This is a genomic window from Flavobacterium saccharophilum (assembly GCF_900142735.1).
GTDB lineage: Bacteria > Bacteroidota > Bacteroidia > Flavobacteriales > Flavobacteriaceae > Flavobacterium > Flavobacterium saccharophilum.
This window is the reverse complement of record NZ_FRBY01000001.1, coordinates 266,127-292,898: the sequence shown is the minus strand read 5'-3', so window position 1 is coordinate 292,898 and position 26,772 is coordinate 266,127. Positions and strand designations below refer to the sequence as shown.

The window sequence follows — 26,772 nt, the reverse complement described above, 5'->3', positions numbered from 1 at the left end:
ATTTGGTTACAAAAATAACGAAATCAATCCTTCAATCTTTATATTTTTTCTTTTTTTTAAACGTACTTTTTATATTTTTGCATCACTATGGCAAAACAAGAAGATATATTTAAGAATGTGGTTTCGCACGCAAAAGAGTACGGATTTATTTTTCCCTCTAGCGAAGTATACGATGGATTGAGTGCAGTGTATGATTATGCACAAAATGGTGTCGAGTTAAAAAAGAATATCCGTGAATATTGGTGGAAATCAATGGTTCAGATGAATGATAATATTGTCGGTTTAGATGCTGCAATATTAATGCATCCAACAACCTGGAAAGCTTCAGGCCACGTTGATGCTTTCAATGATCCGTTAATTGATAATAAAGATTCGAAAAAAAGATATAGAGCCGATGTTTTAGTGGAAGATTTCGCTGAAAAGATCAATCAAAAAGCTCAAAAAGAAATTGAAAAAGCAAGAGCTCGTTTTGGTGATGCTTTTAATGAAGAAGAATTTGTTACCACAAATACCCGCGTTGTAGAATACCTTTCGAAATACAAAGAAATTTTATCAAGGCTTGCAAAAGGAATGACAGATAATCTTCAGGATGTAAAAGCTTTAATCGAAGAATTAGAAATTGCTGATCCTGAAACAGGTTCAAAAAACTGGACAGATGTAAAGCAATTCAACTTAATGTTCGGAACAAAATTAGGTGCTTCTGCAGATTCTGCAATGGATTTATATTTACGTCCGGAGACAGCTCAGGGTATTTTTGTGAATTTTCTGAATGTTCAGAAATCAGGCCGTATGAAAGTTCCTTTTGGAATTGCTCAAACGGGTAAGGCTTTTAGAAACGAAATTGTTGCAAGACAATTCATTTTCCGTATGCGTGAATTTGAACAAATGGAAATGCAGTTTTTCGTGCGTCCGGGTGAAGAAATGCAATGGTACCACCACTGGAAAGAAACACGTTTAAAATGGCACTTGTCCTTAGGATTAGGAAAAGAAAATTATCGTTTTCATGATCACGAAAAATTAGCGCATTATGCAAACGCTGCTGCGGATATTGAATTCAACTTCCCATTCGGATTTAAAGAATTAGAAGGAATTCACTCTCGTACCGATTTTGACTTAAAAGCACACGAACAATATTCTGGTAGAAAACTACAATATTTTGATCCGGAATTGAATGAAAATTACGTTCCTTACGTTGTAGAGACCTCTGTAGGTTTAGATCGTATGTTCTTGGCAGTTTTTGCAACATCATTGCAGGAAGAAACTCTTGAAGATGGCTCTACAAGAACAGTATTGAAATTACCAGCTGTTTTAGCGCCAACAAAAGCAGCCGTTTTACCACTAGTTAAGAAAGACGGTTTGCCAGATATCGCTAAAAAAATCATCGATGATTTAAAATGGGATTTCAATGTAGCGTATGATGAAAAAGATGCTGTTGGACGTCGTTACAGAAGACAGGATGCTCTTGGAACTCCGTTTTGTATCACAGTAGATCATCAAACAATCGAAGATGAAACAGTAACCATTCGTCATAGAGATACAATGAAACAAGATCGTGTAAAAATTAGCGAATTAAGAGCTATTATTGAAGACGAGGTTTCGATGAAAAACTGGTTGATGAAAATGTAATTTTTTTAAATTTTATCATATAAATCCCAAATTCCTTAGGTGGAGTTTGGGATTTTTTTACTTTTGAAAAGTGCATTTCGTCGATTTATTTTGCATTTCATCCTTATGTATTAACATTTTGCTGCAATGTGTTAACAATGAAATGTTTAGAAAATAGAAATATGTAAATTTAATTGGGCATAAAACATAAAAGCTAAACTTGAAAAAGTATTCCTATATAATAATTGATGATGATGCTGAAAGTATTATGAGAACCAAAACAACTGCGGAAGGTTTCTCAGAATTAATTTTTGTTGCATCGGCTACAAATTACCAAGATGGTTTGCATTTGGTTTTAGAGCACAAACCTTCTTTTGTTTTTTTAGAAATCGATCCGGAAGACTTGTCAAGTAATTTATCGCTTGCCTTTATTAATGAATTACATCGATATTTGGCTGCAATACCTAAAATAATTGTTACAACTACAAAAAAAGCATTGGCTTTTGATGCCATTCAATATGGTGCTTTTGATTATTTACTAAAACCTCTCGCACATATTGATTTACTTAAAGCGACTTTGAAATTAGAAAAGATATTTTTGGAGACTAATACTGTAGACATAATAAACGAAGCTGTTTCTGTTGCAACTCCTCATTCAGAAGTGTCACATGTCGCACAAATTGTCGAAAAACCTTTAATTATTTGTATTAAATCATATGGCGACTATCGTTATCTAAATGCGGTCGACATCGCCTATTTTCAAGCCGATAATAATTCGACAGATATTTATCTTAGTACAGGCGAAATGATAACAGCCTTTAAAACATTAAAGCATTTTGAGAGTATTTTATCTCATCCGTTTATTCGAATTCATAACAGTTATATCATAAATCAAAATTACATTGCAAGGATTCATAACGGAAACTCAGTTTGTTATATAAAAAACTCACCTAAAAAGCTTCCGTTTTCGAAGACCTATAAATCAAATGTCGATCTAATTATTGCCAATTTTTCAGCAGGTAACTACTTAGAGGTCTAAAAATTAGACAATTACATTGAATTAACGCTCATTGACTATCATTTGGGCATGTTCTACCATAAACTCCATTTTTCGTATACATTTTTTTTGATTCCATACCTAGTTTTACATCATCGAATAGCGAAAAGCATTCGACTCCCAAAAACAAAAATCAAAACAAAATACCTCAAGATTATGAAAAAGACAGCTTTAACATTCGGATTATTTTCTTTAGCAATGGTAGCAACTTCATTTGCACCTCAATCTTTAACTATAAACGAAGATGCTTCAGTTCAGAATAATAAAACTACTATAGCTCAAGAAAGTATTATTCCACCTGATGGAAGTATTGTTGGAGGAAACAAAAAACGTGATTTTCACGGAGTAACAGCAAAATTAGACATTAACGGAAGTATCGTTAGAGGAAATAAAAAATTAGACTTGTAATAAATTTTTACATTATAAACAAAAAGGTTGTCAATCTATTGGCAACCTTTTTTTGTGTCAATAGTTTTGCTATTTTTGGTAAAATTGTAAAACATCATTGAGAAAAAATTACTTCATATTGTTTTTTTCGCTACTGTCTTTTCTTAGTTGCACTGAGAAAATAAACAAGAATGATGACTCTTCATCCGGACAGGATAGTCTTAAAATTTATCTGTCATTAGCCGAAGATGATAAGCTGCCTCTGGAATATAAAATCAAATACAGTGAAAGGGCTTATGAATTAGTATCGAATCAGACTAATGATTCTTTAAACCGGGTCAATTTTTTTAAAGTTGCGAACCGGTTTTATAATAATAACCACTGGAATAGCTTTAAAAGAACGGTTCTTGTAGTTCTAAACAGAGCGCAGGCAGCCAAAGATTCTGTTTTTATTGCAAAATCATATACGTATCTGGGCGATTATTACAGTACTCGTGCAATTTCTGACAGCGCCTATATGTTTTACTTTAAAGCTGAAAAAATTTATTTTCAGTTGAAAGATAATTCAAACCTGGCGACAACGCGCTTAAGTAAGGCGTATCTGCAATATGCAGAAGGGGATCTTTTAGGAAGCGAAAAAGCCGTTTTTAATGTGCTAAAAGTTTTAGATACCCAGAAAAATGCTGAAATTGTTTACGAATCCTATAATTTGCTGGGTGCGATTTATAACGATTTGGAGGAATATGATAAAGCGTTGGAATTTCATAATAAAGCACTTTCAAGTGTTGACAGTAAAGTAATACCTGCTGAATTTCAATCAAAAGCAACTTCATTAAATAATATTGGCTATGTGTATAATAGTATTAAAAACTACAAAAGAGCCAAGGATTTTTATGAAAAAGCTTTAAAAGAGAAGAATTTAAAAACGGATAAACCCTCTTTATATGCCATGCTGATTGATAATTTGGCATACGCCAAATTCAAGCTCTTAGAAAAAAAAGATCTTCCGGACATGTTTTACAGATCGCTTAAATTTAGAGACAGTCTAAAACTTACTTCTGGATTGATTTCTAATAAACTTCATCTTTCGGAATTCTATGCTTTTAATAAAGATACGGCTAAGGCAATGAAATTTTCTGTCGAATCTCTTCGGGAATCAAAAAAAATGAGTAATTCGAGAAACGTTTTGCAGTCATTGAAACAGCTGGCTCTGATTGATCCAAAAAAAGCATCTCTCTATTCTGAGGAATATATTCGTATTAATGACAGTCTCCAGAAAGGAGAACGCCAAATGGGAGACAAGTTTACCCGAATCGAATATGAAACCAATGAAATAAAAGATCAAAATTCGAATCTACAAGAGAAAAACAGAGCTTTGGTGTATGTTTTTAGTATCTGTACCTTGTTAGGTCTATTTTTCTATGTTTATAAAACGCAACAAGCAAAACACAGGGAGTTGCTTTTTAAGCAAGAGCAGCAAATTGCAAATGAAAATATTTATAATTTGATGATTTCGCAGCAAAATGATATTGAGATGACCCGTATTAAGGAAAAGAAGCGGGTTGCACAAGAATTGCATGATGGTGTTTTGGGACGGATGTTTGGTGTGAGAATTAGTATGGACAGTCTTGATAGCATGGAAAATATGGATCAGGCAAACGCGGCTCAGAAAAGAAAAAAGTATTTAACGGAGCTAAAACATATAGAAGAAGACATTCGTGAAATTTCTCATGATTTAAATAGGGAAAAATCAGAATTAATTAATAATTTTATTGCAATTTTAAACAAATTGTTTGAAAATCAACAAAACACCTACGATTCTAACTTAATAACTTCTTTTGACCCGCATATTAAGTGGGAATTAGTTAGCAATGTTGTCAAGATTAACTTGTACAGAATTGTTCAGGAGGCCTTACAAAATTGTAATAAATATGCTGATGCTAATACAATTACAATAGATTTTAAAAGTGAGATCAATTATTTGATTTTATCAATTTCAGATGACGGAAAAGGTTTTAATACCAAAAGAGCGAAAAACGGAATAGGATTGCATAATATTCAATACCGTGCAAAAGAGTGTAAGGGTACAGTTACTATAAAATCTGCCAAAGGAGAAGGAACCATTCTCCTAATCAAAGTCCCAATAGACCAAAAACTAAACCTGAAAAAGAATGACATTTAACCTAACAACACCAATTTCGCCTATAATCAGCCGAAATATTTTAATTGTTGATGATCATCCTTTTATAATTGAAGGATATAAAAACGCAATTACACGTTATAATCCCAAGGAATATGATTTTGCTATTTCTCAGGCTTATGACTGCAGGTCAGCTTATGATTTGATTGAAGATGAGGCAACACCAGATTTCGAGGTGGCTTTTTTAGATATAAGTATGCCGGCGTATGAAGAAAAAGATCTTTTTTCAGGCGAAGATCTGGCCAAATTGATCATGAAAAAAATGCCTCATTGCAAAATTATTTTGCTAACGATGTATACCGAATTGCTAAAAATCAAGACGATTATCAGAACAATAAATCCAAGCGGGTTGGTAATTAAAAATGATCTTACTTTTGATGAACTGCTTTTTGCTTTTGATAAAGTCATGAAGAATGAAAAATATTATAGTCAGTCGGTGGTTAAAATGGTGAATCAGTCTACCCATAATTCAATAGAGATTGATGAGTTTGATAAGCAGATTCTGTTTCATTTATCAAAGAAAACTCCAGTTGCTGAAATGCCGCATTACATCCCAATTTCTTTGAATGCCATTGAAAAGCGAAAAGTAAATTTAAAAGAATTGCTTAAAATAAAGTCTGGTTCAGACGAAGAATTAATAAAAGAAGCTAAGAGTAAAGGGCTTTTTTAAAATGAAATTCCAAATAAAAAATTCCAAATTCCAACAGCATGAACAGCATTGGAATTTGGAATTTTTTTATTTGATTTTTTTAAAATTTATTCACTCAATGCATCCCAACCACGGGCTTTTAAAGGAATTTGAGTATTTGCACGTGTAACTAAATTTATTCCTTCGCTTTCATCTGCCATGTGGCCAATAATAGAAAAGTTTGGATTTCCTTTTATTTTGTCGAAGTCGTTAATGTCAATTGTAAATAATAATTCGTAATCTTCTCCACCATTGATAGCAACTGTTGTACTGTCGATATTAAACTCTTCACAAGTCGAAATAAACTGAGGATCTAACGGCAATTTATCTTCATATAAATTACAACCCACTTTCGATTGTTTGCACAAATGAATAATTTCTGAAGATAATCCGTCTGAAATATCTATCATCGAAGTTGGTTTTATTTCAAGAGCATGCAATAAAGTACGAACATCTTTTCGAGCTTCCGGTTTTAATTGACGTTCAATTAAATAACTGTACATGTCTAAATCAGGCTGGCTATTTGGGTTTACCTGAAAAACTTGTTTTTCACGTTCTAATACCTGCAATCCCATGTAGGCAGCACCAATATCTCCGGTAACTACAAGCAAATCGGTTTGTTTGGCTCCGTTTCTGTAAACGATCTCTTCTTCATTGGCTTCACCAATAGCGGTAATGCTTATAATTAATCCTTTTTGCGATGAGGTTGTGTCTCCGCCTATAACATCCACTTTATATTCTTTTGCAGCGTGTGTGATGCCTTCAAATAATTCTTCTAAGGCTTCTAGTGGAAAACGATTAGAAACGGCCACAGAAACCGTAATTTGAGTTGGTCTTGCATTCATGGCACAAATATCAGATAGATTTACCACTACTGATTTGTATCCTAAATGTTTTAATGGCATGTAAGCCAAATCAAAATGTACGCCTTCGATCAATAAATCAGTCGAAATAACTACTTTTTTATCTTTAAAATCAAGAACAGCAGCATCATCACCTATACTTTTTAAAGTTGACTCCTGAGTAACATCAAAATTTTTGGTTAAATGTTCTATTAAACCAAACTCGCCTAATTGCGCTATACTGGTACGTTGTGGGTTTTTATCTTCGATCATTTTGTCTCTTTATTATTTTTTTGGTTTTTACCAAGGTTGCAAAGGTACAATCCCAAGGCTTTGGGAACAAAGGTTTTGTCTAATTTTAATGATAATCAGTTCTTTTCTCTTGAATTCAAAAGTGAAAATCGGTTTTTTTTCAGACCTTTAAAGTGAATAAAAAGGAAAAAAATGAATTCACACGATATTATTACACTTACAGTAAATCCGGCTCTGGACAAAAGTACCCACTTTAAAGGTTTAGTGGCCGAACAAAAAATACGTTGTTCAGAACCCAGATTCGATGCTGGTGGCGGTGGAATCAATGTTTCTAAAGCGATATCCAGATTGGGCGGAAAATCTTTGGCTGTATTTACTTCCGGAGGACCCATGGGGAAAATGCTGGAAGAATTAGTAACAAAAGAAACCATTGAATTTAAGGCGATTCCCATTCAAACCTGGACGAGAGAAAGTTTTGTAGCTGTTGATGAAAATACCAATTCACAATATCGTTTTGGTTTCACCGGAGGAGAAATTACCGCCGATGAAGAAAAAGCGGTTTTAGAAGCGCTGAGCAAGTCAAAAGCAAAGTTTTTAGTGGCAAGTGGTAGTTTGAATGAAGGACTATCTTCAGATTTTTATCAGAAAGTTGCCGAAATTGCCAAAGCATCTAATTCAAAACTAATCGTCGATACTTCTGGTGAAGCTTTAAAGAAAGTTTTGGAAACAGGAGCTTATCTAATTAAACCCAATGTGGGTGAATTGGCAAAATTAATAGGAGTAGAACGCCTGGAAATGGAAGAAGTAAATGAAGCGGCTAAAAAAATCATTGCCAAAGGGGGAGCTGAAATTGTTGTCGTTTCGCTTGGTCCGCAAGGAGCAGTTTTAGTTACAAAAGACGATTATGAATATGTTCCTGCCCCAAATGTTGCTAAAAAAAGTACAGTTGGTGCCGGAGATAGTATGGTTGGAGGAATGGTTTGGGCACTGTCTCAAAACAAAAGCCTGAAAGAAGTTATACGCTGGGGAGTTGCCTGCGGATCTGCCGCCACCATGAACGAAGGAACACAGTTGTTTAAATTTGAAGATGCGAATCGTTTATTTGAATGGTTGAAGAATAAGTAAAACTTAGTTATAAGTTGTAAGTTATGAGTTTGAACCTTTGTCAAAGTTTTAAACTTTGACAAAGGTGTTGTGCGATTAATTAATTTTTTGCAATTATTTTTTTTCCTGCTGACAAACTGTTGTCACCGACCCTCAATAATTTTGAAGTATTAAATAATTAAAACTTTAAAATCATGAAAACATTAGCAGCCCAAGTAATTACTCCTGAAGATTTATTAAACCACTGGCAAGGACACCGCGCTCTTACACGTCGTGTGATTGAAGCTTTTCCGGAAAAAGATTTCTTCGAATTTTCAATCGGTGGAATGCGTACTTTTTCTAAGCTAACCGATGAACTTTTGGCTATTGCAGTTCCCGGTCTAACCGGAATCGTAAATAAAGAGACAAAACCTTTTACCGAAGATTCAGAGAAATTGATTTTTAAAGCGCAATACCTTGAAAAATGGGACGAAGCAACCGCAATAATTAATGAATATTGGCAAAAATTAAGTATTGAAGATTTTAATGAAACTTTTAATCTTTTTGGTCAGTATGAATTTCCGGTGATACAGAATATTTTGTATTTTATTGATAATGAGGTGCATCACCGTGGACAAGGTTATGTATATTTAAGAGCTTTAAATATTGAACCGCCTTTTTTCTGGGAAAGATAATCGTCCGATTTTCAAATTATAACTTTATAAAACAAATCTAAAATTTAGGACTATGAGTTTAAAAAAGATAATGTCAAATTATGCAGATTACAATTTATGGGTAAATCAACAATTTGTGAATTGGCTTTCGCCGAAATCGGACGAATTGCTTTACGCGGAAGTGCCTTCCAGTTTTTCAACTATTATGAAAACACTTGATCATATCTGGTCTACAGAGGAATATTGGTTTTCGGTCATTTCTGAAACTGCTCCGACAGAGAAGAAAATAGAAAATGAATTGTCGAGAGATCAAATATTTGAAGGACTATTAAATGCATCTGCAAAATTGAAGCAATTTATCCATTCATTGTCAGAAGAAGATTTAGTTAAAGAGGTTAAAATTACTAATCCGTGGTTTGAATGCGAATTACCCATTTCGGAGTATTTGATTCAGGTTATTAATCACGGCACTTATCATAGAGGTCAGATTGTAACGATGGGACGAAATATCGGAATTACAGATGCCTCAAATACAGATTACAATTTTTATAATGTGGTTAAACAGAAATAAAACAAAAAACTCCTGAGGATCTTTCGTCAGGAGTTTTTTTATAAAAGTCTTTGTCTGTTTATTTCTAATAATTCTAAAGCCCGGGTTTTTAATCTTTCGGGTTCCAGGATTTCGGCATAATCTCCAAACATTAGAAACCAGCGCGGAAAACCACTTTCGATGTCGCGGCACATAAAGGTCATTTCGATTTTACCATCTACTTCTTTTTCTGAAATATAACCGTGGTATTTTCGTTCGCTTTCGAGATATCGGGCTATTTTCTTTTCGATCAAAAGTCTCACTTTTATGGTCGGAATGGTTTCTGTTTTAGTAAGATAAGTTTCGAGAGAATCATGTTCAATTGTAAAATCACATTCTGTTTTCTGAATTCCCTGAATTCTGTCGGTTCTGAATTGTCGGTAATCTTTTCTTAAATGGCAATAACCTAGAAAATACCAATTGTTATGATCATGAAAAACTCCAACAGGTTCAATGTTTCTTTGGGTATTTTCGTCTTTTTCGACGGTTTTATAAGAAAGTAATATTTGTTTTTTCTCAGCAATACTTTCAAAAAGAACAGCCAATGTGTTAGGAGAATTATCATTAAACATAGGTTCTGCAGTTTGCATAACCACTTTTGATTCAATATTCGAGAGCCAGTCTTTATCTGTACTTCGCAAAACTGATTTTAGTTTAAACATCGCCGATGCATAATGATTTCCTAAAGAAGGATCTGTGAATTTCTGCATCAGTTTTTCTGCTGCGATAAAACTGCTTACCTCTTCACGCGTAAACATCACGGGAGGTAATCGGTAACCATCCATTAAGGCGTAACCTACACCGGCTTCACTGTATATTGGAACTCCGGATGCTTCCAAAGTCCGAATATCTCTGTAAATAGTTCGTAAACTAACGTCAAAGCGATTGGCCAATTCCTGTGCTTTTACAATTTTTTTTGATTGTAACTGAATGAGGATCGCGACAATCCGGTCAAAACGTTTTGGAGATTCGTCAAGCATATTTTTGAGTTACTAAGATTCTGAGTTGCTGAGTTACTAAGGTTTTAAGACTCAAAGATACAAAGGTAAAAATGGAATAAAAACAAAAAAGCTGTTCCAAATTGAGACAGCTTTTCAAACTTTTATTTCTGATTAGGCCTTATTTAATCTCGACTAAAGGTATTAAAAATCAGATGATTGAATTATTTTTTTATTTTTTATAAGGATTTACTTATGTAATTTTAATATGTAGTTTTCAAATAATGAGTAAATACAAGGCTTGCTGAAATAGTCAAATAAATAGAAAAATATTCATACAATTTGGATTGTCAATTTAATTATTTACTATTTTTAATCGACATAAAATAGAGAAAATGAATAATGAATTGCCAGGCAATTTATTTTAGAAACAGAGCAACCTACTTAAATCTGAAACTCATAGTTTATGTTATACGTTCTTTAGCACAAAGACTTGTATTAATACTTGTTTTGTCTAAATATTATTTCCCGCTGAAGATTAATTTTTAAATTTTAAACCCCAAATAAAATGATTAGAAATTACACCTTTGACGAGGCTTATAAGAGATTTGAGCCTCACGATCACCGATGCGCCTACTGCAGAAAGGCTGAAATGGAAAATATGAATGACTGTTATTTTTTACCGCTTATTGTGGAGGACGATAAAACTAATATCGTTGTTTACAAATCTGTAGAATATTCCAAAATCTTAATCGGAATACCCAGATGCCAGTCCTGCAAGGAGATTCATTCCGATGCAAGGAATAAAGCCATTAGCATTTCGATGGTTTCTGTTATTCTATTATTAGGCCTTTTGCTTTATAATTTTGTGAATCTAAACACATTCGTATTTATGCTGGGACTTTTTACGGTCATCTTCGGAGGGATCTACGGAGCAGCAAAATTAGCAGAACGATATGTTGCCAATAAAGGAATCTATACGGTACAATACGGAGCCGAAACAAACGAAGTAGTTCGTGATCTCGTAATATCAGGTTGGACATTTACTAACTCAATTGCATAAAAACAAAAAACCCGATAACGAAGTTATCGGGTTTTTCTATATTCTATATTCTATGCTCTTGCCTCTTGCCTCTATTTTCTAAAACAAGAATTAGTCGTTCAATTTCAAAACAGCCATAAACGCTTCTTGCGGAATCTCAACGTTTCCAACCTGTCTCATACGTTTTTTACCTTTTTTCTGTTTTTCTAAAAGTTTACGCTTACGCGAAATATCTCCACCATAACATTTTGCGGTAACGTCTTTACGAAGTGCTTTAATGGTTTCACGAGCGATAATTTTTGCTCCAATTGCCGCCTGAATCGGAATATCAAATTGCTGTCTTGGAATTAGTTCGCGTAATTTTTCGGTCATTTTTTTACCGATGTTATAAGCGTTGTCTTCGTGAATCAAAGCTGAAAGTGCATCAACTGTTTGTGCGTTCAAAAGAACGTCCAGTTTAACTAATTTTGAAGTTCTCATTCCGATAGGAGAGTAGTCAAAAGAAGCGTAACCTTTAGAAACGGTTTTTAAACGATCGTAAAAATCAAATACAATCTCGGCCAAAGGCATATCAAAATTCAATTCTACTCTTTCTGTAGTCAAATACGTTTGGTTGGTAATTTGACCACGTTTTTCGATACACAAACTCATTACGTTTCCAACGAAGTCGGCTTTTGTAATGATGGTTGCTTTAATATAAGGTTCTTCAACTCTGTCTAAACGAGATGGTTCAGGTAAGTCAGAAGGATTGTTTACTACGAATGGAGTTTCAGGATCTTTTTTGGTGTAAGCCAAATACGAAACGTTAGGAACTGTAGTAATTACGGTCATATCAAACTCACGCTCTAAACGTTCCTGGATAATTTCCATGTGCAACATACCTAAGAATCCGCAACGGAAACCAAATCCTAACGCTGCAGAGCTTTCAGGTGTAAAAACTAACGAAGCATCATTCAATTGCAATTTCTCCATAGAAGAACGCAAATCTTCATAATCTTCCGTATCAACAGGATAAATTCCGGCAAATACCATTGGTTTTACATCCTCAAAACCAGTAATCATATTAGTAGTTGGTGTTTTTGCATCTGTTAATGTATCACCAACTTTTACTTCTTTTGCTTCTTTAATTCCCGAAATCAAATAACCAACATCTCCGGTAGAAATAACATTTTTTGGAACTTGGTTCAATTTTAAAGTACCAACTTCATCAGCAAAATATTCATTGCCGGTAGCCATGAATTTAATTTTTTGCCCTTTACGAATTTCTCCATTCATAACTCTGAAGATTACCTCAATTCCACGAAACGGATTGTAATGTGAATCGAAAATCAATGCTTGTAATGGTTCGTCAACATTTCCTTTTGGAGCAGGAATTTTTTCGATAATGGCCGCTAAGATATTCTCAACACCAAAACCTGTTTTTCCTGAAGCATGAATAATATCTTCTAATTTACATCCTAATAAATCGATAATATCATCACTAACTTCTTCCGGGTTAGCACTTGGTAAATCAACTTTATTCAAAACCGGAATAATTTCCAGATCATTTTCTAAAGCCAAATATAAGTTTGAAATCGTTTGTGCCTGAATGCTTTGTGCAGCATCTACAATCAAAAGCGCACCTTCACAAGCTGCAATAGATCGTGAAACTTCGTATGAAAAGTCAACGTGACCAGGGGTATCAATTAAATTTAAAATATATTCCTCGCCTTTATAAGTGTATTCCATTTGAATGGCGTGACTTTTAATGGTGATTCCACGCTCGCGCTCCAGGTCCATGTTGTCAAGCAATTGTGCTTTTTCTTCACGAGCTGTAACGGTTTGTGTAGCGCCCAATAATCGGTCTGCCAGTGTACTTTTACCGTGGTCAATGTGTGCAATAATGCAAAAGTTACGTATCTTCTTCATTTTATTATTTCAATTCTCTTATGCGAGTTTTAGTAATTTCCGGATATAAATTTGCCCTGTAGCAATTGCGTTAGAGCATGTTATTAAGGCGCAAAGATAGCGCAAAGTTTTGGATTCTGGAATGTAGTTGTCTGATTGTTGGATTCTCTAATTCAAAACAGGCTTTAAAATTCAAAATTAAATCCTTTTTCAGTCAGTTTCTTGTAAATATCAGGATCAAATTTGTACAATTTTGCGGCTCTGTGTGAAACATCTTGTTGTTTTTCATCTAGGGCAACTAACAATTTCATATGCAGAATTTTTCTGCGGAAATTTGATTTTTCCAATTCAATTCCTAGAATTTCTTCATACAAATGCATTAATTGTAATAAAGTGAATTTTTCAGGCAAAAGATTGAATCCAATTGGCGCTTGACGCACTCTGTTACGAAGTTGCATTAAGCTAAATTCTAGGATTTCATTGTGGTCAAAAATCAAATCTGGAATTTCATTGATCCTGCACCATCTTGCCTCCTTTACTGCTAAACTGGCTTTAACATCATAATCTTCTTGGTTTACAAGAGTATAATATCCAATAGTTACAATACGACGGTCTAAAACCCTTTTTGGATTTGTAAATGCCTTTAGCTGTTCCAGGTAAATATTATCAAGAGTAGTAAGTTCATAAAGAATTCTGTGTGCGGCATCATCGGCGCTTTCTTCTCTTTTCATCCAACCACCTAATAATCCCCAGTTTCCTTCGCTTTCTCCACTGGCATGCTGTACCAAAAGGACTTCAAGGCTGCCTTTTTTAAAACCAAAAATTACGCAATCAATTGAAATTCCATCAACTGCTGGTGTCGAACTATGTAAAACATTATCGATTTTAGAAATTTCTTTAGGATGTAATGATGCCATTCTTTGCTTGTGTCAGCGTGTTATTAAAATTCAAAATTGAAACCTTTTTCGGTTAGTTTATTGTAAATCTCCGGATCAAATTTATATAATTTTGCCGCTCTATGCGAAACATCTTGTTGTTTTTCATCTAAAGCAACCAATAATTTCATATGCAGGATTTTTCGTCTGAAATTTGATTTGTCCATTTCGATTCCTAAAATTTCTTCGTATAGATGCATTAACTGTAATAAAGTAAACTTTTCAGGCAAAAGATTAAAACCAATTGGGGCCTGACGAACTCTGTTTTGCAGATGTTTCAGACTGTAAGCCAGAATTTCGTTGTGATCATAAATTAAATCCGGAATAGCATCAATTTTATACCATTTGGCATCAGCCGCTGTAAAACCGGCTTTAATATTATAGTCTTCTCGTTTTACCAAAGCATAATATCCGATAGTGATAACGCGTCGCAGCGGAAAACGATCCGGATCTCCAAATGCTTTTAGCTGTTCCAGATAAATATTATCAAGACCGGTAAGCTCATTTAATAAACGATGTGCTGCATTATCTGTACTTTCTTTTTTATAAATCCATCCTCCCGGAAGACCCCATTTCCCTTTGCTGATTCCTTCGCCATGTTGAACTAAAAGGACTTCTAAGCTTCCTTTATCAAAACCAAATATGACACAGTCAATCGTGATCGCATTCATTGCGTTCTGTTCACTTTTGATGATTGCATCGGCAGTTATATTTTTATCCATGTGCGATAGAAATTTCGACAAATTAAACAAATAAAATGCATAAGTGTCTTTGTTGATTACTTAATATTTTTTTAACATAGTAAAAATCTGATATTCAATTGTTTGAAATCCGAATAAAATTGAATTTAAAAATCAGAATTCTTTAAATGATTGATTATCAAAAATATAATTCAGTATTTTTTTGATATTATTTATTTCATTTTTGACTATAAACTTGTCAGATCGGTAAAATTGAATCTGCATAAATCCGAATTAGAAAAAAATAACCTTAATATTTTGCTAATATAGAAAAAAAGTTTTACACTTGTAGTCAAATTTACCATAAGATAAGTTCAAATTGACTATAAGTTTTAAAAGAACAATTTTAGTAGTAAAAAAAGCAATCGAAAATAGTCTTATCCATTAAATATTTTTTGTTGACGAACGCAAGAACACTTTAATCAGATATAACCGTAACTAACTTAATTTAACCAACTTTTATTTATTATGAAAAGCAAAAATTGTATGAAAACAACAATGTCCTCGTTTTGTACGGCGCTGTTGTTTAGCTTATTTATGATACAGGCGGGCGTTGCACAGGCGCAATCCCGAGCTGTAAGTGGAAATGTGACATCGGGCGTTGATGGAATGGGGATTCCTGGCGCAAGCGTTGCAGTACAGGGAACTAAAATCGGTGCTTCAACCGATTTTGATGGGAATTATAAAATAGAAGCAAAAGCCGGTGATGTGCTGGTATTCTCTTTTATTGGATTCAAAAGTCAAAAAGTAACAGTAGGAACGCAGCAAACTGTTAATGTGAAGTTGCAGGAAGAAACTGCAGAACTTAAAGAAGTAGTTGTTATAGGGTATGGCTCGCAAAAGAAAACACTTGTAACCAATGCTGTTACGCAGGTTAGCGGTGAAAATCTTGCCAAAACAAATACAACAAATGCACTTCAGGCACTTCAGGGACAGGCCGCCGGACTTCAGATTACTTCTACTTCAGGACAACCGGGAGAAGGTTTGAATGTGGTTATCAGAGGGGCTGGTTCAATTGGAGGCAGCAGTCCGCTTTATGTTGTTGATGGAATATTAACAGGTGATATTTCTTATTTGAGCAATTCAGATATCGAATCTATTTCTGTTTTAAAAGACGCCGCTTCAGCTGCAATCTATGGTTCACAAGCTTCAAACGGTGTTATTTTAGTAACAACAAAAAAGGGTAAGAAAGGTAGTGCAGGACAAATTACATTTGATCAGTATTATGGCGTTCAGTCTGTAGCAAGAAAAGTAGATTTGCTCGATGCAACAGAATATGGTGTCATTTTAAATGAAGCAGCCGTAAATTCAGGTAAAGCTCCTTATTTTACAAATGATCAAATTGCAGCATTAGGATCAGGAACAAACTGGATGGACAAAATGTTTACTGATAATGCAGCTACTAAGAATTTCGCTTTTGGCGCATCAGGTGGTTCAGATACTTCTGTTTATTCTACTTCATTGTCTTACTTAGGACAAGAAGGAATTGTTGGTGGAAAAGATTTGTCGAATTATGACCGTTACAATTTCAGATTCAATTCAGAACATAAACTGTATAAAGATGTCGTTACTATAGGAGAAAATTTAAGTTTTGCCTATGTTGACAAAAATGGAATTGGTGTTGGAAATCAATACAGCAACTCTTTGAGAGGAGCTTTTCAGGCAACACCATTATTACCAATGTATGACGAAAATGGTAATTTTTACGATACTAGCAATGACAATGAGCCATGGTTAACAGGTGTTGCAAATCCTTATGCTTTGATGACTTACAATAATCAAAATGAGAGTAATAATCAAAAATTATTAGGGAACGTTTATTTGCAAATTCAACCTATAAAAAACCTTACACTTAGAACAACTTTAGGTCTTGATTATAATGTTAGCGAAGGGCATTCTTACTCTCCGGTATATCAATTATCAATTTACGCAAATAGTGCTTTTGACAGAGTAAATCAAAATATGTTTAAAAGCAAAAGTATCAACTGGGATAATTTGCTAACATATAAATTTAATGTAGCTGACAATCATCATTTTGAAGCTATGGCTGGTACTTCTTATATTAAATACGATCAAAGTTCTATAGAAGCAGCCAATGCAGATTCTGTTTTTAACGATTTAGAGCACGCCTGGATAGATAATACTACCAATAAGGATGGTGCAAGAATGTCTATGAAAGGAAGTAAGTTTGAGAATATATTAATGTCTTACTTTGGAAGATTAAATTATAACTACAAAGAAACTTATTTGTTAAATGCAACGCTTAGAGCAGATGGTTCGTCAAAATTTGCTCCTGGAAATCAATGGGGTTATTTCCCATCTGTATCTGGTGGTTGGGTAGTTTCAAACGAAGAATTTTTAAGAGATTCAAAAGCACTAAACTTCTTTAAATTAAGAGCAAGCTGGGGTCAGGTAGGAAATCAAAGTATTCGTTCTTTCCAATATTTAGCACTTGTAAAATCAAATACTACTAACTATAGTTTTGGTGACGAAGAAGGTGTATTAACTCCGGGAAGTTATTTGCAAAACATAGCAAATCCTAATTTAAAATGGGAAACTTCAGAACAAATTGACCTTGGTTTTGATGCCAGATTTTTAGACAACGCATTAAGTGTAAATTTTGATGTCTACAAAAAAACGAATAAAGACTGGTTAATTTTAGCTCCAATCTTAGCCACTGCTGGTGCCGATGCTCCATTTATTAATGGTGGTGATGTAGTTAACAAAGGGGCAGAGTTAAGTTTAAACTACCAGAATAAAATTGGAGATTTTAATTATACCATCAGTGCAAACGGTGCTTATAATAAAAATGAAGTTGGTAAAATTCCTAATGCAGATGGAATCATTCACGGTTTAAGTAATGAACTTTATGATAATGCAGGTGAATTCTACAGAGCACAAAACGGATTCCCATTAGGTTATTTCTGGGGATACAAAACTGGAGGTGTTTTTCAAAATCAGGAACAAATCAATAATTATAAATCAGCCAGCGGTGTAGTGTTGCAGCCAAATGCAGCTCCGGGAGATCTTATTTATCAAAATGTTAACGGTGATGATAAAATAGATGCATCTGATAAAACAAGTATTGGAAACCCAAATCCTGATTTTACTTTTGGTTTATCTATTTCTGCTAGTTACAAAGCTTTTGATTTCTCAGCTATGGGGAACGGTGTTGCCGGAAACCAAATCGTTCAGTCTTATAGAAACCAGGCGGGTGCTTACGGAAATTATACTTCTGCAATATTAAGCCGTTGGCATGGAGAAGGTTCTTCAAACACAATGCCGAGAGTAACTGAAGACAACAGAAACTTCACTCAATTTTCTGACTTATATGTTCAGGATGGAGATTTCTTCAGAATCAGTACGATTACATTAGGATTTGATTTAGCGAAAATGAAGCAATCAAAACCATTTTTTGCAAGTCAGTTTAGAATGTACTTCTCAGTATTAAATCTTTACACTTTTACAAAATATGATGGTATGGATCCTGAAATTGGATTTGGTTCTTCAAATAATGATCAGAAATTTTCATCAGGTGTTGACGTAGGGTATTACCCAAGACCAAGAACATTCATGTTGGGATTAAATGTTAAACTTTAATAAATAAAAAAATGAAAAATACATATTTATATATTTTCTGTTTTAGCTTATTGTCTCTGGGTTCTTGCAGTTTAGAAACAGAGCCTTTAACACAACAAACAGATACAAATTTTTTCAAAACTAAAGATGATGCTTATGCTGCTTTAGTAGGATGTTATGATGGTATGCAAGTTGCAACTGGCGCTTCTGGTTTGGGAGTTCCGGTTATCAGTGAGGTAATGTCAGACGATTGTTTTGGCGGAACTGGTGCCTCAGATGGTTACAACTACGCAGCTATAGATGAATTTGATATTACACGTTCACCTTCAGATGTAGACATGTTAAATAATAACTGGATAGCATATTATAAAGCACTTTATCGTTGCAATGTGTTTCTAACTAAAATGGATCAGATCCAATGGGATGGAGACACAGCCTTGAGAAATACGTATGAGTCTGAAACCAGATTTATCAGAGCTTATCTTTATTTTGAAATGGTTCGTTTATGGGGAAATATTCCTTTACTAACAGCGCCTTCGACTGAGAATATTCCACAGGCAAATCCAGATGAAGTTTATAAAGCGATCGCAGAAGATTTGGTTTTTGCTTCAGACAATTTACCTTCAGTAGCCTATAATGCTACAACAAGCGGACGTATCACGAAATGGGCAGCGAAATCTTTATTAGGACGTGTTTATTTATACTATACAGGTTATTATGGAAAAGCTGATTTAGCAGGAGTAGTTACTAAAGCTCAGGCTTTAGGTCATTTAGAAAATGTTATTGCAAATAGCGGACATGGTTTAGTGGCTGATTTCTCAACACTTTGGCCAGCAGCTTCTGTTGATAAATATGCAGGTGAAAATAATAAAGAAAACGTATTTGCTATAAAATATACTTTTACAAGTGATTATAACGGAAATACAGATGGTAACCATTGGTTGGTAATGTTTGGAATGAGAGAATACTCTTCTTACCCTTACGGACGTGGTTGGGGTATTACCGTAAATTCTAAATTATGGAATGCTTATAATTCCAATGATACAAGACGTGTCTCAACTATGATTGGAATTGAAGAAGAAGATATTGATTTTGATAAAATAAACAGCCAAAGAGAATATACAGGTTACTACAACAAAAAATATGCTCCAATGGTAGACAAAGATGGAAAAGATCTTCCGTTAACTATGGGTAGTCAATTTTGGGATATTAGTCAATTTCAGGATTATGTGGTGTTGAGATATGCTGACGTACTGTTAATGGCAGCTGAATTAGGAAGCGGAAATTCTCAGGCTTATTTTGATGAAGTAAGAAAAAGAGCTTATAAAGAGAGTTTTTCAACTTTACCTGTTACTGCTGAAAATATTTTGAAAGAAAGACATTTAGAGTTTGCACTTGAAGGTGTTAGATACTGGGATTTATTACGTCAGGGAATTGGAACAGCTTCTTCGACTATTGCTGAAACGACTACTTTATTAAGTGGAGGAGTTGCTGGAACAAAAACAATTACGGCTGCTAAAATTCAGGCAACAAAAGGATTACAGCAGATTCCGAATACTCAGATTACATTGTCAAATGGAGTATTAAAACAAAATGCCGGTTGGTAATTTTAATTAAAAAATATAAGAAAATGAAAAATATTAAATTATTAATGACGTCATTTTTGATGTTGGTAATGTTACTATCATCTTGTTCTCCTGAAACTTATTCGTTAGATGGTCAGATGAACAAATCAGATATTAAGTTTGAAATTACTCAGGATTTTGTAGCAGATCCAGGTGGAAATACTGTCATAATGAAAAACACAACCCCAGGCGTTATCTTAACCTGGGATTATGTAACTGGAAAATCAGACAAGGCTACTGAAACGGTAAAATATGCCTTTAAAGGAAATTATACTATAAAAGTTACAGCTGTAACCGGAGGTGGTATTGTTGAATTAGATCCTGTAACGATTACCGTTACTAAGGATAATTTAAACTATGTAAACGATCCTTTGTGGAATTTACTTTCTGGCGGAGTAGGAAAATCAAAAACATGGTATTTAGATTTAAATGCTGATGGGGTTTCAAAATATTTTATGGGACCGATGTATTTTTATGGTACTGACAACGCATGGTTAGAAGGTGGTGATAATGGATGTTATGGTGCAGATTGTTGGAATTGGAGTCCGGAATGGAAAGGCAATACATGGATTGCAGCTCAAGGTGATTACGGAAGTATGACATTTAGTTTAGATGGAGGTCCATTTTTAACAACAGATCATAAAATGAGTCCAGCTTATGGTAAAGAATCAGGAACATATTTTCTGGATATTAACGCAAAGACCTTAACTACTTCTAATGCTACTATTTTACATCCTAATGAAAATGAAAATTGTGTTGTTGATTGGAGATCGATGAAGATTATGTCATTAACTGAAAATACTTTGCAGGTTGGTGTTTTAAGAAAAGGCAGCTGTGAAGGTCCGGCGACTCTTGTTTTTAACTTTATATCAAAACAATATAGTGATAATTGGGTACCAGCAGTTGTTGCAGATCCAAATCCGGCTATTGATTTAAATGGAGGAACAGTAGATGATCTATTATCAACAACAACTACAACCACTAAAACATGGAGCTTAAGCAAAGACAGTCCTTTTAACTGGAGTGATTTGAATGGTGCACTTTTAAACAATTGGAATTCTGTTGCCGATTATGAAGCTGCAGGTTGGACAGGATATGTTGCTAGTGATCAAACAAACGTTGTTAAAAACAAAATAAGTTTCTCAAACGATGGTAAAGTATCAACTGTAGATAGCAATGGTGTAACAAAATCAGGTACTTATGCTACAGAAGCAGGTACTAACATTATCACATTTAGCGGTATTTCACCAACATTCCCAATAGGAAGTTCTTGGGCATCAGTTTCTACTACAGAAGAGAACCAGTGGAAAATCGTGAAAACTGCAAAAACTGGAAATGTTGTTACGGATATCTGGTTTGGAAAAAGAGATCCAAGCAAGAGTGAATATATGGTTTTCCATTTTGTCTTAAATTAAAATTGAATTAAATAGTAATACATTTTGGTTTTTAAAAGGTTATTAGCTACCAGGAGTTAGAATTAACACTAAACTCCTGGTAGCAATTCCAGAATATTTAGGATCTGTTTTTAACGAAGAAATGTAGAACTAAAGAGTAATAATATAATGTATCGATAGGTGGTGTATTTTAAACACTTATCGATACATTTATATACTTTAAACCATTTAAGAAATAATGAAATATTCAAACCTTTTTAAAACACTTATTCTTTTTTCGCTTTTTGCACTTTTGAGTTGCAGTAAAGGGAACAATGATGTTTTTACTTCTAGAAAAATCTCTTTTAATTCCAATTGGAGTTTTCATCTAAATGATAGCATCATAGATAAAGACACTATTGGATCTTCAACAAAATGGAGAACTTTAAATGTTCCTCATGATTGGAGTATTGAAGGGAAATTTGATGAAAAAAGCCCGGCCGGTTATGGCGGAGGAGCGTTAAACGGAGGTTTAGGCTGGTACAAAAAAACTTTTAAAGTTGCTGTTGAAGACAGCAGCAAAGTAACTTCAATCATTTTTGATGGAGTTTACAGAAACAGTGAAGTTTGGGTAAACGGACATTATTTAGGAAAACGCCCAAACGGATATATTGGTTTTCAATATGAAATTTCTCCTTACTTAAATTACGGAGACAAAAACAACGAAATAATTGTTAAGGTTGACAATTCAAAGCAACCCAATTCACGCTGGTATTCTGGTTCAGGAATTTTTAGAAACGTCTGGATCGAAACTACTGACAAACTTCATGTTGGTCAATGGGGAACTTACGTTACCACCCCAAAAGTTACTGCCGAAAAAGCTTCAGTAAATTTTGAAACTACCATTCAGAATCAAAATTCGGCTTCAAAAAAAGCAACAGTAACCACTACTATTTTTAAAGAAGACACTAAAGTAACATCCGTTACTCAAAATATAACGATTGGTGCAAATACGAATCAAACCATCAAACAATCTGCAGAAGTTGAAACTCCAATTTTATGGTCAGTTGAAAAACCGGAATTATACACCGCAGTTACAGAAATTGCTGTTGATGATCAAATGGTCGATCAATACAAAACCAATTTCGGAATCAGAGATTTTAAATTTGATTTGAACAAAGGTTTTATTTTAAACGGAAAACAAGTTAAAATCAAAGGTGTTTGTATGCATCATGATTTAGGTCCGTTAGGTGCTGCAATCAATACACGTGCCATTGAACGTCAATTAGAAATCTTAAAAGAAATGGGCGTTAACGGAATAAGGACTTCTCATAATCCTCCAGCTCCTGAGCTTTTAGACCTTTGCGATAAAATGGGTTTCATTGTTATGGATGAGGCTTTTGATATGTGGAAACAAACCAAAACAAAATACGATTACGGAAATGACTGGGATAAATGGCATAAGAAAGATTTAATCGATCAATTGCTTCGCGACCGTAATCACCCAAGTATTTTTGTTTGGAGCATCGGAAATGAAATTCCGGAACAATGGAACGAAAATGGTGTGAAAATCGCAAAAGAATTAGCGGCAATTACACGTCAATATGATAAAACGCGTCCGCTTACGGCAGCAATGAATCCGCCGGTTAATATGAATATTGATGAAGTGACGTTACAGTTTGAGAAAAACAATGTATCGATTAATCCGCTTGCCGCATCTGGTGTTTTAGACTTAATTGGATACAATTATGCACATCAAACGTACGAACATCACCTAAAAAACTTTCCAAATACACCTTTCATTGCAACCGAAACTACTTCAGGTTTACAAACTCGCGGGTATTATGATTCGGTTTCAGACACCATTAAAAAATGGCCGGTTAGTTGGGATAAAAAATTTGAAGGAGGAAATCCAGGCAATACTGTTTCAGCTTACGATCAGGTGCAGACGCCTTGGGGATCAACGCACGAAGCAACTTGGAAAGTAATTAAAAAACACGATTTCCTTTCCGGAATGTATATCTGGACAGGTTTCGATTACATAGGAGAACCAACTCCTTACGAATGGCCGTCAATCAGTTCCTATTTCGGAATTGTAGACTTAGCCGGTTTTCCAAAAGATGTTTATTATATGTACCAAAGTGAATGGACAGATAAAACGGTGCTGCATATTTTTCCACACTGGAACTGGAAAGCCGGACAAACCGTTGATGTTTGGGCGTATTATAATAAAGCGGATGAGGTTGAACTTTTCTTAAATGGAAAATCAGTCGGAATCAGAAGTAAAAAAGGAGATGATCTTCATGTAATGTGGAGAATTCCTTTTCAGGCGGGAACATTAAAAGCGGTTTCGCGTAAAGATGGAAAAACTGTTTTAGAAACGGAAATCAAAACGGCTGGAAATCCAGACAACTTAAAATTAACGGCAGACAGAAGCAATATTAAAGCAGATGGAAATGATTTATCATTTATAACCGTCGATATTTTAGATGCAAAAGGCGTTTTAGTACCAAACGCAAATAATGAAATCAATTTCTCTTTAAAAGGAAACGGAAAAATAGTAGGTGTTTGCAGTGGAGATCCGGTAAGTCATGAACCGTACAAAGGATCCAAGCACACAGCCTTAAATGGAAAATGTTTAGTAATAGTTCAATCTACTGATAAAACAGGAAGATTAGAATTAACCGCTAAAGCGAACGGATTAAAACCCGCAACAATTGTAATTACAGCTGAATAAAATAAAAGTAAAAGATACACGATGAAAAAAATACAAATAGCTTCTTTATCTCTATTCCTGGGATTGTTAGCGACGCCAAAAGCATCGGCACAAATTCAAAACGCAGATGTTTTGAATGCTCCAGTAGACATCAGTAAAGATTTTCAGAATTACCTGAACACTTTTTATTTTGCTGATGAATTAACTGGTTTTGATCCGGCAACCGGAAAAGGGACTATAAAATATTTGAGATACAATTACAAAACGCGTCAGGCTTTCAACAATATGATGATGAAACCTGATGTGGAGAAATCAAACGAATTTCCAACAACGGAATATGATGTTTCGCCTGAATTGCCTTTCCAGATTCAGTTTGTTTCAGACAGAACGATCCGAATCAAAACCACTTCCGGACCACAATTTCATCCGGAAAAAGAGTCTTTAATGTTGATTAACGGCATTGCGCCAAATCATCCTGAATTATGGAAATATTCTAAAATCGAAGGTGGTCACAGTTATACGAGTAAACATGGAAGAGTTGAAATTTTGACAAAACCATGGCACGTAAAAATCTATGATGAAACTGGAAAATTATTGACGAGTACGCTTCATGATTCAGATTTCAAAAATACCTATACACCAACACTTCCGTTCTCATATGTTCGCAGAAACAGTGATTACTCCAGAAGTATGGGCGCTGCTTTTAGCTTAGAACCAGACGAGAAAATATTTGGTTGTGGAGAATCATTCACACAATTCAACAAACGCGGACAAAAAGTAGTTTTATGGACGGATGACGCGAATGGAATCCAGAATGAAACGATGTACAAACCGGTTCCGTTTTACATGAGTAGCCGTGGTTACGGCGTTTTCATGCACCATTCAACACCCATTACGGTTGATTTTGGAAGATACTTTGGAAGTGCCAACGAAATGTATATTGGAGATGACGAAGCCGATTTGTTTTTCTTTATCGGAGAACCAAAAGATATTTTAGATCAATATACAGATTTGACCGGAAAAGCAGCGATGCCACCACTTTGGTCGTTTGGTTTCTGGATGAGCCGAATCACTTATTTCACTGAAAAAGAAGGAAGAGAAGTTGCCAAAGATTTACGTAAATATAAAATCCCAACTGATGTAATACATTTTGATACAGGTTGGTTTGATGTAGACTGGAGAAACAATTACGAGTTTGCAAAATCTCGTTTCCCGGATGCGCAAAAAATGATGTCGGATTTAAAAGACGATGGTTTCCATGTATGTTTATGGCAATTGCCGTATTTCACACCAAAGAATACCTTGTTTCCTGAAATCATGGAAAAAAACTTAGCAGTAAGAGACCGTAAAGGAAACCTTCCTTACGAAGATGCTGTTTTAGATTTCTCAAACCCGGAAACTGTCACTTGGTATCAATCAAAATTGAAGAAATTATTCGATCAGGGTGTTTCTGTTTTTAAAGTTGATTTTGGAGAAGCTGCTCCGCCAGACGGAATTTACCATTCAGGAAGAACAGGTTTCTACGAACATAATTTATACCCATTACGATACAATAAAGCTGTTGCTGAAATTACGCAGAAAGAAAAAGGCTATACTTTAATCTGGGCAAGAAGTACGTGGGCAGGATCGCAGCGTTACCCTTTACACTGGGGTGGAGATGCTGAAACTTCAAATGGTGCGATGTCGGCTGAATTAAGAGGCGGACTTTCATTAGGATTAAGCGGATTCAGTTTCTGGAGTCATGATGTGGGTGGATTTGCAACAAAATCGCCTGAGAATTTATACAGAAGATGGGCGCCGTTCGGAATGTTTACTTCACACGTAAGAAGCCATGGTGAACCTCCGCGCGAACCTTGGTTGTACAGCAAAGATTTCTTAGAAGGATTTAGAAAAGCAGATAATATGCGTTATGAATTAATGCCATACATCTACGCTCAGGCAAAAGAAAGTTCACAAAAAGGTTTACCAATGATGCGTGCTTTATTTGTAGAATATCCAAATGATCCGGGAGCATGGTTAGTAGATAACGAATATTTATTCGGATCAAGTATGTTGGTTGCTCCACTTTTTGAAGAAGTAACAGAAAGAGATGTTTATCTTCCGGAAGGAACATGGATTGATTACCAAACTAAAAAAGTATACCAATCAGGGTGGCATAAAATCAAAGCGGGCGAAGTGCCAATTGTGGTTTTAGTAAAAGACGGAACAGCATTGCCTCATATCGCTTTGGCACAATCAACAAAAGATATGGACTGGAGCAAATTAACGCTGAAAGTATATGCAAGTGATAAAACAACTTCGGCGACAGCCAAAGTATTTTTACCGGATGGTGATGCTGTACAAGAAATTAAAGTGAGCAAAAACGGAAACAATTTTGACGTAAATGCAAACCCATTAAACGGAAAAACCACTTTTAAAACAGAGTGGATTAAATAAAAAGTTTTGCCACGAATTACACGAATTACACGAATTAAATTTGGGATAATTAGTGATTCGTGGCAAAAAAACATCCCTAACAGGATAAAAAATAAGTTTTAGTTTAGTTTTTAAATCGGATGAA

The 26,772-nt window shown here is 34.7% G+C and carries 19 protein-coding genes; 14 read left to right on the top strand and 5 right to left on the bottom strand.

Annotated features, from left to right (window positions below):
- The first annotated feature begins 87 nt into the window (after positions 1 to 87).
- The 5 genes from BUA98_RS01255 to BUA98_RS01235 all read left to right on the top strand — a co-directional run bounded on the left by BUA98_RS01255 (position 88) and on the right by BUA98_RS01235 (position 5,919).
- Entirely contained in the window at positions 88 to 1,626 is a 1,539-nt protein-coding gene (locus tag BUA98_RS01255) for a glycine--tRNA ligase (RefSeq protein WP_072969855.1), read from the top strand.
- Positions 1,627 to 1,825: 199 nt separating this feature from the next.
- Entirely contained in the window at positions 1,826 to 2,644 is an 819-nt protein-coding gene (locus BUA98_RS01250; protein ID WP_072969854.1) for a LytR/AlgR family response regulator transcription factor, read from the top strand.
- A 174-nt stretch (positions 2,645 to 2,818) separates the two neighbouring features.
- Positions 2,819 to 3,070, top strand: a complete 252-nt coding sequence (locus tag BUA98_RS01245; protein ID WP_072969853.1) for a hypothetical protein — start codon at positions 2,819 to 2,821, stop codon at positions 3,068 to 3,070.
- Between the two features lie 97 nt (positions 3,071 to 3,167).
- Complete coding sequence (locus BUA98_RS01240) at positions 3,168 to 5,231, top strand: ATP-binding protein (RefSeq protein ID WP_072969852.1); 2,064 nt, start codon at positions 3,168 to 3,170, stop codon at positions 5,229 to 5,231.
- Positions 5,221 to 5,919 carry a response regulator gene (locus BUA98_RS01235; RefSeq protein ID WP_072969851.1) on the top strand — a complete coding sequence of 233 codons (699 nt, stop codon included), beginning with the start codon at positions 5,221 to 5,223 and terminating at the stop codon, positions 5,917 to 5,919. The genes BUA98_RS01240 and BUA98_RS01235 overlap by 11 nt, the downstream gene beginning before the upstream one ends.
- Positions 5,920 to 6,005: 86 nt before the next feature.
- Here the strand turns inward: BUA98_RS01235 and thiL are convergent, their stop codons facing one another.
- Positions 6,006 to 7,052, bottom strand: a complete 1,047-nt coding sequence (gene thiL / locus BUA98_RS01230) for a thiamine-phosphate kinase (protein WP_072969850.1) — start codon at positions 7,050 to 7,052, stop codon at positions 6,006 to 6,008.
- Between the two features lie 171 nt (positions 7,053 to 7,223).
- Between thiL and BUA98_RS01225 the strand changes: the two genes are divergently transcribed.
- From BUA98_RS01225 to BUA98_RS01215, 3 genes are all read left to right on the top strand, one after another.
- Positions 7,224 to 8,156 (top strand): 1-phosphofructokinase family hexose kinase, encoded by a 933-nt coding sequence (locus BUA98_RS01225; protein ID WP_072969849.1) that lies wholly within the window; start codon positions 7,224 to 7,226, stop codon positions 8,154 to 8,156.
- A gap of 173 nt (positions 8,157 to 8,329) precedes the next feature.
- The gene (locus BUA98_RS01220) at positions 8,330 to 8,809 is read left to right on the top strand and encodes a DinB family protein (RefSeq protein WP_072969848.1); all 480 of its coding nucleotides are present in this window, start codon (positions 8,330 to 8,332) and stop codon (positions 8,807 to 8,809) included.
- Positions 8,810 to 8,861: 52 nt separating this feature from the next.
- Positions 8,862 to 9,359: a DinB family protein gene (locus BUA98_RS01215; protein WP_072969847.1), complete on the top strand. Its 498-nt coding sequence runs from the start codon at positions 8,862 to 8,864 to the stop codon at positions 9,357 to 9,359.
- Between the two features lie 38 nt (positions 9,360 to 9,397).
- On the opposite strand, the gene BUA98_RS01210 is transcribed toward BUA98_RS01215, so the two are convergent.
- The gene (locus BUA98_RS01210; RefSeq protein WP_072969846.1) at positions 9,398 to 10,357 is read right to left on the bottom strand and encodes a helix-turn-helix transcriptional regulator; all 960 of its coding nucleotides are present in this window, start codon (positions 10,355 to 10,357) and stop codon (positions 9,398 to 9,400) included.
- 526 nt (positions 10,358 to 10,883) lie between these two features.
- Between BUA98_RS01210 and BUA98_RS01205 the strand changes: the two genes are divergently transcribed.
- Positions 10,884 to 11,378 (top strand): hypothetical protein, encoded by a 495-nt coding sequence (locus BUA98_RS01205; protein WP_072969845.1) that lies wholly within the window; start codon positions 10,884 to 10,886, stop codon positions 11,376 to 11,378.
- Between the two features lie 90 nt (positions 11,379 to 11,468).
- Here BUA98_RS01205 and lepA read toward each other — a convergent pair whose 3' ends face one another.
- From lepA to BUA98_RS01190, 3 genes are all read right to left on the bottom strand, one after another.
- Positions 11,469 to 13,265 carry a translation elongation factor 4 gene (gene lepA / locus BUA98_RS01200; protein WP_072969844.1) on the bottom strand — a complete coding sequence of 599 codons (1,797 nt, stop codon included), beginning with the start codon at positions 13,263 to 13,265 and terminating at the stop codon, positions 11,469 to 11,471.
- 164 nt (positions 13,266 to 13,429) lie between these two features.
- Positions 13,430 to 14,161 (bottom strand): NUDIX hydrolase, encoded by a 732-nt coding sequence (locus tag BUA98_RS01195; RefSeq protein WP_072969843.1) that lies wholly within the window; start codon positions 14,159 to 14,161, stop codon positions 13,430 to 13,432.
- A 23-nt stretch (positions 14,162 to 14,184) separates the two neighbouring features.
- Positions 14,185 to 14,901, bottom strand: coding sequence for an NUDIX hydrolase (locus BUA98_RS01190; RefSeq protein WP_072969842.1), 717 nt, complete (start codon positions 14,899 to 14,901; stop codon positions 14,185 to 14,187).
- A gap of 504 nt (positions 14,902 to 15,405) precedes the next feature.
- Here BUA98_RS01190 and BUA98_RS01185 point away from each other — a divergent pair.
- From BUA98_RS01185 to BUA98_RS01165, 5 genes are all read left to right on the top strand, one after another.
- Positions 15,406 to 18,519: a SusC/RagA family TonB-linked outer membrane protein gene (locus BUA98_RS01185; RefSeq protein ID WP_072969841.1), complete on the top strand. Its 3,114-nt coding sequence runs from the start codon at positions 15,406 to 15,408 to the stop codon at positions 18,517 to 18,519.
- A gap of 11 nt (positions 18,520 to 18,530) precedes the next feature.
- Positions 18,531 to 20,105 carry a RagB/SusD family nutrient uptake outer membrane protein gene (locus BUA98_RS01180; RefSeq protein WP_072969840.1) on the top strand — a complete coding sequence of 525 codons (1,575 nt, stop codon included), beginning with the start codon at positions 18,531 to 18,533 and terminating at the stop codon, positions 20,103 to 20,105.
- A gap of 23 nt (positions 20,106 to 20,128) precedes the next feature.
- The gene (locus BUA98_RS01175) at positions 20,129 to 21,538 is read left to right on the top strand and encodes a hypothetical protein (protein ID WP_072969839.1); all 1,410 of its coding nucleotides are present in this window, start codon (positions 20,129 to 20,131) and stop codon (positions 21,536 to 21,538) included.
- 217 nt (positions 21,539 to 21,755) lie between these two features.
- A complete protein-coding gene (locus tag BUA98_RS01170) occupies positions 21,756 to 24,233 on the top strand; it encodes a glycoside hydrolase family 2 TIM barrel-domain containing protein (RefSeq protein WP_072969838.1) in 2,478 nt (825 codons plus the stop codon).
- 21 nt (positions 24,234 to 24,254) lie between these two features.
- A complete protein-coding gene (locus tag BUA98_RS01165) occupies positions 24,255 to 26,648 on the top strand; it encodes a glycoside hydrolase family 31 protein (RefSeq protein WP_072969837.1) in 2,394 nt (797 codons plus the stop codon).
- Positions 26,649 to 26,772 lie beyond the last annotated feature (124 nt).

Coding starts and splice junctions, on each gene's coding strand:
- BUA98_RS01255 (WP_072969855.1), top strand. CDS start 88: ATGGCAAAACAAGAAGATATATTTAAGAATGTGGTTTCGCACGCAAAA.
- BUA98_RS01245 (WP_072969853.1), top strand. CDS start 2,819: ATGAAAAAGACAGCTTTAACATTCGGATTATTTTCTTTAGCAATGGTA.
- BUA98_RS01235 (WP_072969851.1), top strand. CDS start 5,221: ATGACATTTAACCTAACAACACCAATTTCGCCTATAATCAGCCGAAAT.
- thiL (WP_072969850.1), bottom strand. CDS start 7,052: ATGATCGAAGATAAAAACCCACAACGTACCAGTATAGCGCAATTAGGC.
- BUA98_RS01225 (WP_072969849.1), top strand. CDS start 7,224: ATGAATTCACACGATATTATTACACTTACAGTAAATCCGGCTCTGGAC.
- BUA98_RS01220 (WP_072969848.1), top strand. CDS start 8,330: ATGAAAACATTAGCAGCCCAAGTAATTACTCCTGAAGATTTATTAAAC.
- BUA98_RS01215 (WP_072969847.1), top strand. CDS start 8,862: ATGAGTTTAAAAAAGATAATGTCAAATTATGCAGATTACAATTTATGG.
- BUA98_RS01210 (WP_072969846.1), bottom strand. CDS start 10,357: ATGCTTGACGAATCTCCAAAACGTTTTGACCGGATTGTCGCGATCCTC.
- BUA98_RS01205 (WP_072969845.1), top strand. CDS start 10,884: ATGATTAGAAATTACACCTTTGACGAGGCTTATAAGAGATTTGAGCCT.
- lepA (WP_072969844.1), bottom strand. CDS start 13,265: ATGAAGAAGATACGTAACTTTTGCATTATTGCACACATTGACCACGGT.
- BUA98_RS01195 (WP_072969843.1), bottom strand. CDS start 14,161: ATGGCATCATTACATCCTAAAGAAATTTCTAAAATCGATAATGTTTTA.
- BUA98_RS01190 (WP_072969842.1), bottom strand. CDS start 14,901: ATGGATAAAAATATAACTGCCGATGCAATCATCAAAAGTGAACAGAAC.
- BUA98_RS01185 (WP_072969841.1), top strand. CDS start 15,406: ATGAAAACAACAATGTCCTCGTTTTGTACGGCGCTGTTGTTTAGCTTA.
- BUA98_RS01180 (WP_072969840.1), top strand. CDS start 18,531: ATGAAAAATACATATTTATATATTTTCTGTTTTAGCTTATTGTCTCTG.
- BUA98_RS01175 (WP_072969839.1), top strand. CDS start 20,129: ATGAAAAATATTAAATTATTAATGACGTCATTTTTGATGTTGGTAATG.
- BUA98_RS01170 (WP_072969838.1), top strand. CDS start 21,756: ATGAAATATTCAAACCTTTTTAAAACACTTATTCTTTTTTCGCTTTTT.
- BUA98_RS01165 (WP_072969837.1), top strand. CDS start 24,255: ATGAAAAAAATACAAATAGCTTCTTTATCTCTATTCCTGGGATTGTTA.